The sequence below is a fragment of the Streptomyces synnematoformans genome, assembly GCF_039531005.1.
Lineage (GTDB): Bacteria > Actinomycetota > Actinomycetes > Streptomycetales > Streptomycetaceae > Streptomyces > Streptomyces synnematoformans.
Genome location: NZ_BAAAPF010000288.1, coordinates 1 through 8,920 on the forward strand (window position 1 = coordinate 1; position 8,920 = coordinate 8,920).

General features: G+C 74.8%; 5 protein-coding genes. All 5 read right to left on the minus strand.

Annotated elements, in window-relative coordinates:
• Positions 1-3,664 (minus strand): type I polyketide synthase (locus tag ABD317_RS29315; protein WP_344293631.1); only part of this gene is annotated, 3,664 nt, incomplete at its 3' end.
• A 125-nt stretch (positions 3,665-3,789) separates the two neighbouring features.
• Positions 3,790-4,461, minus strand: a complete 672-nt coding sequence (locus ABD317_RS29320; RefSeq protein WP_344293633.1) for a DedA family protein — start codon at positions 4,459-4,461, stop codon at positions 3,790-3,792.
• Between the two features lie 96 nt (positions 4,462-4,557).
• Entirely contained in the window at positions 4,558-5,064 is a 507-nt protein-coding gene (locus ABD317_RS29325; protein WP_027756886.1) for an allene oxide cyclase barrel-like domain-containing protein, read from the minus strand.
• A 219-nt stretch (positions 5,065-5,283) separates the two neighbouring features.
• A complete protein-coding gene (locus ABD317_RS29330; protein WP_344293635.1) occupies positions 5,284-6,786 on the minus strand; it encodes an FAD-dependent monooxygenase in 1,503 nt (500 codons plus the stop codon).
• Positions 6,787-6,855: 69 nt separating this feature from the next.
• Positions 6,856-8,920, minus strand: a 2,065-nt coding sequence (locus ABD317_RS29335; protein WP_344293637.1) for an SDR family NAD(P)-dependent oxidoreductase, incomplete at its 5' end; no start/stop codon positions are given.

The window sequence follows — 8,920 nt, forward strand, 5'->3', positions numbered from 1 at the left end:
TCACCGCCGGGCCCTCAAGACCGAACGCGTACGCCACCCGCCCCGACAGCACGCTCACCGTGGTGCCGGTGAGCAGGTGCCCGTCGTAGCCGTCGTGGCCGTCCGCGAGCCGGGGCCCGTACTCCTGCGCGGTGGCGCCGATGTAGACGCCGGTGCGGCTGCCGCGCAGGCTGTCGGGATCGACACCCGCACGCTCGCACGCCTCCCACGACGCCTCCAGCACAAGCCGCTGCTGCGGATCCATCGCCAACGCCTCACGCGGCGACACACCAAAAAACTCCGCGTCGAAATCCCCCGCATCATGCAAAAACCCACCATGACGCGCATACGACTTCCCCGACACACCCGGATCCGCATCGAACAGATCAGCAGCCCAACCCCGGTCAGTCGGGAACTCCGAGACCCCCTCGCGCCCTGACCACACCAGGTCCCACAACTCCTCCGGCGACGACACACCACCCGGATAACGGCACGCCATTCCCACAACCACCACCGGATCCTCCGCATCCACGGCGGCGGCGGTGGTCACGACGCCGTCGTCGGCGCCGGTGAGGCGGGCGTGCAGGTGGGCGGCGAGGCGCTCGGGGGTGGGGTGGTCGAAGAGGACGGAGCTGGGCAGGTCGAGGCCGGTGGTGTCGGCGAGACGGTCCCGGAGGGTGACGGCGGAGATCGAGTCGAAGCCCAGGTCGCGGAAGGCGCGCCGCACTTCGACGGCCGACGCGTCGGCGTACCCGAGGACGCCGGCGGCCTCGCCCACGACGAGCGCCAGGGTCTCCGCCGGGCCGGTGCCAGCGTTCGCAGCGGTGGCGGGAGTCGTCGGAGCGGAAGGGACCGGTGCCTCCGTACGCGCCCGGTCGGGACCGTCGGCCGGGCGCACCGCCGGCGCCTGCCGCTCTCCCGTCAGCCAGTGGCGCTCGCGCTGGAACGCGTACGTCGGCAAGTCGACATGCCCGGTGCCCGTGCCCTGGAACACGGCGGACCAGTCGACGGCCACGCCGTGCAGGTGGGCCCGTACGACCGCCGTCAGCACCTCACGTGCCTCGGGCGTGCCGCCGCGGCGCAGCGGTACGGTCACCGCGTCCGGCAAGCAGTCCTTGGCCATGGCGGACAGGACCCCGTCCGGCCCGATCTCGACGAGCGTGGTGACGCCGGCCGCGCCCAGCCAGCGCACGCCTTCGTGGAAGCGGACGGTCCGGCGGACGTGCCGGACCCAGTAGCCGGGGTCGCAGACCTCCTCGGCGCCGACCTCCTGGCCGTCGAGGTTGGACACGAGGGGGATGCGCGGCGGCCGGAAGTCGAGTTCGGCGGCGACGGCGGCGAAGTCGGCGAGCATGCCGTCCATGTGCGCGGAATGGAAGGCGTGGCTCACCCGCAGCCTGCGCGCCTTCCAGCCCCGCTCCGCGCCGACCGCGGCCAGGCGGTCGACGGCTTCGGCGTCTCCGGACACGACGGTGGCCGCGGGGCCGTTGACGGCCGCGATGTCCAGCCCGGAGAGGGCGTCGGGCCCGGTGAGCAGCGGCTCGACCTCGGCGGCCGGCGCGCGGACGGACAGCATCGCCCCGCCCTCCGGCAGCGCCTGCATGAGCCCGCCGCGGGCCGCGACCAGGCGGCAGGCGTCGGGCAGCGTGAGCACGCCGGCGACGTGGGCGGCGGCGAGTTCGCCGATGGAGTGGCCGGCCACCACGTCCGGGCGCATCCCCCAGCTCTCCAGCAGCCGGAAGAGGGCGACCTCGAAGGCGAAGAGCGCCGGCTGCGCGTAGACCGTGCGGTGCAGCTCCGGGTCGTCGTCGGCGAACATCACGTCGCGCAGGGGCCGGTCGGCGTACGGCGCGAGCGCGGTGTCGAGCGCGGTGCACAGCTCGTCGAACGCAGCGCGGAACACCGGCCACGTAGCGTGCAGTTCGCGGCCCATGCCCCCGCGCTGGCTGCCCTGGCCGGCGAAGAGGTACGCGACGCGGCCGTCACGGACGGTCCCGCGCAGGATGCCGGAGGCGGGGATGTCGTCGGCGAGGGCCGTCAGGCCGGCGAGCAGGGCGTCGGGGGTCCCCTCGGCGGCCGGGGCCGTCGCCTGCGCGGGGGTGAGGGCGGGGAGGACGGCGGCGCGGTACTCGAAGGCCGAGCGGGTGGTGGCGAGGGCGCGGGCGACGTCGACGGGAGTGGCGACGTCGCCTCGCGCGGTCAGGTGGTCGTGCAGCCGGCGCGCCTGGGCCCGCAGGGCGGCGGCGCTGCGAGCGGAGAGGAGGAAGGGCAGCGCGCCGGTGCCGGCGACGGGCGCCGTGCTGCCGGCCCCGGCGGCGGCCGCGCGACCGCCCTCTTCCGCTTCGTCTGCTTCAACTGCTTCGTCCGCGCTGCGTGACGGCGGCTCCGCCACCACCACGTGCGCGTTCGCCCCGCCCATCCCGAACGAGCTGACGCCGGCGATCAGCCGCCGGCCGGCGTCCGGCCAGGGGCCGTGTTCCTCCTGTACCCGCAGCCCGAGGTCGGCGAGCGGGATCGCGGGGTTGGCGGAGCGGAAGTGGAGGCTGCGGGGCAGCTCCCGGTGGTGCAGGCTCAGCAGCGTCTTGATCAGGCCGGTGATGCCGGCCGCGCCCTCCAGGTGGCCGACGTTGGTCTTGGCGGAGCCGACGCGCAGCGGGTGCGCGGCGCCGCGGCCGGTGCCCAGGGCCTCGCCGAGCGCCGTCGCCTCGACAGGGTCGCCGAGCCGGGTGCCGGTGCCGTGCAGTTCGACGTACTGGATGTCCCCGGGGGCGACGCCGGCGCGGTCGCAGGCCAGGCGCAGCAGGTCGGTCTGGCCCCGGGCGCCCGGGGTGGTGAGGGTGTCCGTGGCGCCGTCGTTGTTGACGGCGCTGCCGAGGATGACGCCGAGTACCCGGTCGCCGTCGTCGAGGGCGTCGGAGAGCCGCTTGAGCAGGACGAGGCCGCCGCCTTCGCCGCGTACGTAGCCGTTGGCGCGCGCGTCGAAGGTGTGGCAGCGGCCGTCGGGCGACAGTGCGCCGAACGCCTCGGTGATCTCGTAGCCGTCGGCGGTGACGTTGAGGCTCACGCCGCCGGCGAGCGCGAGGTCCGCCTCTCCGCGCTGCAGGCTTTCGCAGGCGAGGTGCACGGCCGTGAGGGAGGAGGACTGCCCGGTGTCGACGGACATGCTGGGGCCGGTGAGGCCGAGGAGGTACGAGACGCGGTTGGCGATGATACCGCGGTGCAGGCCGGTCGCGGTGTGCTGGCCGACGGCCGCGGGGCCGAGCTGCTGGGTGAGCCGGGCGTAGTCGTCGGCCATGGCGCCGACGAAGACCCCGGTGCGGGTGCCGGCGAGCGACGCGGGCACGAGGCCGGTGCGTTCCAGGGCCTCCCATGCCAGCTCCAGCACGAGGCGCTGCTGCGGGTCCATGGCGGCGGCCTCGCGCGGGCCGATGCCGAAGAAGGCGGGGTCGAAGAGGTCGACGTGGTCGAGGAACGCGCCGCTGCGGGCCCTGTCCGGCGCCTCGCCCGGCGCGTGGAGGTCCGGGCGGCCGTCGGGGACCCCGGTGACGGCGTCGCGGCCGTCGCGCAGCAGCTCCCAGAACGCCTCGGGTGTGCCGGCCTGCGGGAGGCGGCAGGCCGTCCCCACCACGGCGATGGGTGCCGGGCCTTCCGGTCGCGCGAGGGCCTGGGCCGCCGGTTCCGACACTGTCCACACTCCGATCCGTCGGGGCCCGGCGGGCGCGCGGAAGCGGTGCCGGGCGCGGTACTGGCTCATGCTGGGCGGCCGGGCTAAAGAGGGCCTAACCGTGGGCTGAGTGCCTCAGCCGAAGGTCACGCCGACTCGGCCGGAGCCTCGCGCCGCTCCCTGCGCCGGGCCCGCAGCCGGACGACGACGAACCGGACGACGAGCACGAGGAGGATGCCGCCGACGACGGCGGTGAACCCGTTGGCGTACTGCTCCACGGTGTCGTGGCTGCTGCCGACCGCGTAGCCGGCGGTGAGGAGGGCGAGGTTCCACAGCAGCGAGCCGATCGCCGTGTACGCCGCGAACAGCGGCATCGGCATGCGCTCGATGCCGGCGGGGAGCGAGACGTAGCTGCGCACGATGGGGATCAGCCGGCCGACGAGCACGGCCTTGGCGCCGTAGCGGCCGAACCACCCCTCGGCGCGGTCGAGGTCGGACTCCTGGACCAGGGGGAAGCGTATGAAGATGGCGCGGGTGCGGCGTCTGCCGAGGAGCGCGCCGACGTAGTAGTGGAGGACGGAGCCGACCACGGACCCGAGGGTGCTCCAGCACACGAGCGCGAAGAAGTTGAGGTCGCCGAGGCGGGCCGTGTAGCCGCCGAGCAGCAGCACCAGCTCGCTGGGCACGGTGGGGAAGAGGCTTTCCAGGCCGGTGGCGATCGCGACCCCGGGCGAGCCGAGGCTCTCCATGAGGTCGGTGGCCCAGTTGCCGGAGCTGTCCGCCGGCGCGGCGGTCCACACCTGAGGTTCGAGGATCATCGCACTTCCCGCGCTCTGCTGGTCGGGGGCGGGCAGGATCGACCGGCGGGCGGTGCCCGCCGGTCTCAGCCCGTCGTTCGGCTGCGGTCCGCGACGTCAGTCGCAGAGCGCAATGGAGTTGACCGATTCGGTCTCGCTGACGAGGGTCCACGACAGCTCGCCGACCTTGCCGGCGTAGCGGCCGCCGGTGCCGTAGGCGGGGAGCTTCTGCTCCTTGCCGGAGGCCAGCGCGGTCAGGTTGACCAGGCCCGCGACGTGGATGGTGCCGTCGTCGAGGGTGTACTCGGAGGCCGAGAACGAGAACAGCTCGCCCGTCTCGGCGTCCTTCTTGATGATGATGCCCTTGATGTCGTTGGTGCCGATGCGGTTGCGCTGGTCGTCCAGCACCGCGTCCTCGGTGATCACGACGTCGCCGACGCTGGGGCCGGCCGGAGCCGCGTCCTTCGTCTCGGTCGTGACCAGCTGCTCGATGAACGAGACGGACAGGCACTCGGCCTTGTGGCCGTCGGCGGCGTGGGCCTGGGTCGCGCCGATCGGCACGGTGAGCGCGATCGCCGCGGCCCCGGCGGCGGTCAGCCGGGAGGGGAACTCTGTCGGGCGCACTGCTTTCCCTTCTGGTGGTGGTACTGCTTGGCGAAAGCGCCGGGCACCGCTCAGCAGAGCGGGCACCGGCGCCGAGGCGGCCATGCTGTTCCGATGGCCTAAAGCCGCCCTTGGCCGGTGCTCACGCCGACCGCGGCGGCAGCGGCGCCACCGCCCGGAGAGCGCGCCGGCAACTGCTTCCGCCGCGGTCTCCGGGAGGAGGCGCACCCGACCGGCTCGTCAGCCGGTCGGGGCGCCGAACCAGGTGCGCAGCGCGGTGCGCAGTTCGTCCCGGCCCCAGCCGGCGCCGTCGTGCCAGGCGACGCAGCCGTCGGGGCGCAGGAGCAGGGCGCCGGGCAGCTCGGGTACGGGCTGGGCGCGGATCACGTCGACCCGGTCGGCCCAGCCGGCCTCCTCCGGCGCGGAGGCGTCACCGGTCAGGTCCAGCAGGACACCGCGGCCGGACTGCAGGGTCTCCGCGACGCCCATGTCGCCGTCCGCGGTCTTGATCCGCACCCGCGGCAGCCGCCGGCCCAGCAGCCGGTCCCCCTCGGCGGGCTCCGGTGCGCCCTCGTAGGCGATGGGCACGGCGGGGCCGAGGTTGGTGACGATCTCGGCGAGGAAGACGTTCACGTCGTCGAACTTCAGGAATTCGCCCATCATCTCCCGCATGTAGCGGGCCAGCGGGCGCGGGTAGAGGAGGGCGAGCTGCGCCTGGATGTTCATGCAGGCGAGCCGGCCCGCCAGGTGGCGCTCCTCGTGGTACGAGTCGAGCAGGTCCGCGGGCGCCCAGCCGTGGACCTCGGCGGCGATCTTCCAGCCGAGGTTCACCGCGTCGCCGATGGCGGTGCCGAGGCCCTGCCCGTTGTACGGGTAGTGCACGTGCGCGGCGTCGCCGGCGATGAAGACGCGGCCCTTGCGGTACTGCTCCGCGTTGCGGGTGACGATCGAGTAGTGCTGCAGCCAGTGCGCCTCGGTGGCCTTCAGCTCCTTGCCGGTCAGCCGCCGGACGGCGTCGCCGAGCTGCTCCAGCGTCGCCGGGCCGTCCTCGAACTCCGGCGGCTCGGTGGAGAACTCTGCGCTGAACACCCGCATCACGTCGGGGCTCAGGGGGGCGCCGAGGAACTGGTCGCCGTTGTCGGTGTAGGACAGCCCGTACTGCTCGGGTGCCACGTCCTCGCGGTTGATCGCGACGTCGCCGACGATGCCGCGTACGATCACCCAGTCGTCGCCGACGTAGTCGATCCCGGCCTGCTTGCGGACGACGCTCTCGCGCCCGTCGCAACCGACCAGATAGCGGCAGCGCAGCCGCTCCTCGCCGGCGTCGGAGTCGAGCGTCACGGTGACGCCGGACCCGTCCGCGGCCTCCTCGAAGCCGGTGAGGCGGGTGGCCCAGCGCAGGTCGACGCCCAGCTCGACGGCCCGGTCGATCAGCACCTTCTCCAGCCGGGACTGCAGCACCATGTGGGTGGGCTCGCGGGGCCCCTGCACCTTCTCGAAGGCCAGGCGCAGGTCGGCGAACCGCACCTCGGGGAAGGTGACCGTGCCTTCCCGCAGCCCGGCGGCCAGGCCGCGCTGGTCCAGCATCTCCAGCGTGCCCGCGTTGATCGCCATGGCCGGAGCCTCGGCGCGCTGCGTGGGGTGGACGTCCACAAGGACCGCGGGCACGTCGCGCATCGCCAGCTCAGAGGCAAGCATCAGACCGGCGGGCCCGGCGCCCACGACGACGACCGGCTCACTCATAAAGGCTCCTTTGGAAGGTACAGACGTACGTCGGGACAGGGCGCTTCGCCCGGGTCGGCGCGCGGCGCTTCACCGGGCCGCGGCGCCGGCCGCTGGTGCGGGGGAGGTCTCCCCCTCGAACGTGGTCATCAGATAGCCCGCCAGCGCCTGCGGCGTGGGGTTGTCGAAGATGGCCATGGGCGGGATCTCCAGCCCCGACACGGCCGCGACCCGGTTGCACAGTTCGAGGGCCGTGAAGGAGGAGAACCCCAGCTCGGTGAACTGGGCGTCGGCGGGGATCTCCCCGGTGCCGGCGTGCCCGAGGACCTCGGCGGCGGCGTCCCGCAGCAGCTGCAGCAGCAGCTCCGCGCGCTCCGCCGCGGTGGCGGTGTCCAGCCGGTGGCGCAGCCGCGCCGCGGCCTCGCCGAGGTGCCCGGCGTCGTCGCCGGACTCCCCGTCGCCGGTCTCCGCCGCTCGGGTGCCGCCCGCGTCGGGAATCTCGCGCAGCAGGGAGCCGGCGGCACTTCCGTCGGACTGCCTGACGTAGCGGTCCCAGTCGACGTCGACCAGTACGGGTGCGGCCGGGCCGCCGGCGAGCGCACGTACGAGCAGCCGGGCCGCGGGCCGCGGCGCCATGGGGCGGATCCCCTGGTAGCGCAGGTGCTTTCCGGCCGCGGTGTCGGCGGCCTCCGGATCCTGCGACGGGCCGCAGACGACCGAGGTGACGGGCAGTCCGCGCTCCCGGTACGTCTGCGCCAGCGCCTCCAGGTGGGCGTGCACCGCCCCCTGGGCGCCGAAACCGGCCGCGCCGAGGGCGCCGACCGCGGCGGAGCAGTGGACGAACGACGCCAGCCCCCGGTCGCGGGTCAGCTCGCAGAGGTTGGCGAGGGACCGCGCGGCCGGGTCGAGCAGCCGGCCGATGTCCTCGGCGTCCACGGCGCCGACGGCGGAGTCGTCGAGCCGGGCGCCCACATGCACGACGGCGCTCAACGGGTGCTCGGGCGCGACGGAGCGGACGAGCGCGGCGACGGCGTCGCGGTCGCAGAGGTCGACGGCGGCGGCGACGGGCTCCGCGCCCCCCTCGCGCAGCTGCGTGACGAGCGCGGCGGTCTCCTCCTCCGCTCCGGGGCCGGTGGCCAGCAGCAGGTGCCGTACGCCCTCGCGTACGAGCTGCACGGCGATCTCCCCGCCCAGCGGGCCGTCCGCCCCGGTCACCAGCACCGTGCCGTCCGTGGCGCGCGGCCACGGTTCGGTGGCGGCGGCGAGGTCCGCGGGCCGCAGCCGGCGGGCGAAGAGCGCCCCGGGCCGGATGGCGACCTGGTCCTCGCGCGTGCCCGCCCGGTCCGTGCGCCCGGCCAGCGCCGCCCGGAGCCGGTCGCGCACGCCCCGGTCGCCGGCTCCGCCCGCGGGCAGGTCCGCCAGGCCGCCCCAGCGCTCGGGGTGTTCGACGGCGAACGCCTGGACCAGCCCCCGGATACCGGCCTGCGCGGGGTCGGCGAGCGGGTCTTCCTGCCCGCCGGTCGCCGCGCCGCCCGCGGTCACGAACCACACGGGCGTCTGCGCGGCCGCGTCGTCCAGCGCGTGCAGCAGCGCGGCGGACAGCTCCAGCCCGTCCGGGCCCGGCCCCGCCGGGTCGGCGACCGCCAGCAGCGACAGCACACCGGCGAGCCGGGTACCGCAGGCACCGAGGGCGGCGCGCAGCCGGCCGGCGAACGTCGTACGTGCCACGTCCCGCTCGACGGTGACGACTTCGGCGTCGGCTCCGCCCTCGTCCAGTGCCTCCAGCACGGTCCGTACGGCCGGCTGCTCCTCGCCGCCCTCGGGGACGAGGACGACCCAGACGCCGTCCAGCGGGGGCGGCGTGGTGTCTGCCAGGGCCTCCCAGCCGAGGCGGTGGCCCCAGCCGCTCTGACGGCGCCAGGTGACGAGTGCGGGCAGGACGGTCTTCCACGCCGTGACGTCGGCGTCCCGCACACCCATCGCGGACAGCACGCCGTCCAGGTCCTCGCGCTCCAGCGCGTCCCACAGCTCGGCGTCGCCGGGGCGGGCGCCGGTCTCCTTGGCGGGGTCGGCGCGCAGCCAGTAGGGGCGGTGTTGGAAGGGGTAGGTGGGCAGGCTCGGCAGGTCTCCGGTGGGCTGGGGGAGGTGGGGGGTG

Bases quoted from the DNA above. Each gene is read 5' to 3' on its own strand.
- ABD317_RS29330 (WP_344293635.1), bottom strand. From the start codon at position 6,786: ATGAGTGAGCCGGTCGTCGTCGTGGGCGCCGGGCCCGCCGGTCTGATG.
- ABD317_RS29320 (WP_344293633.1), bottom strand. From the start codon at position 4,461: ATGATCCTCGAACCTCAGGTGTGGACCGCCGCGCCGGCGGACAGCTCC.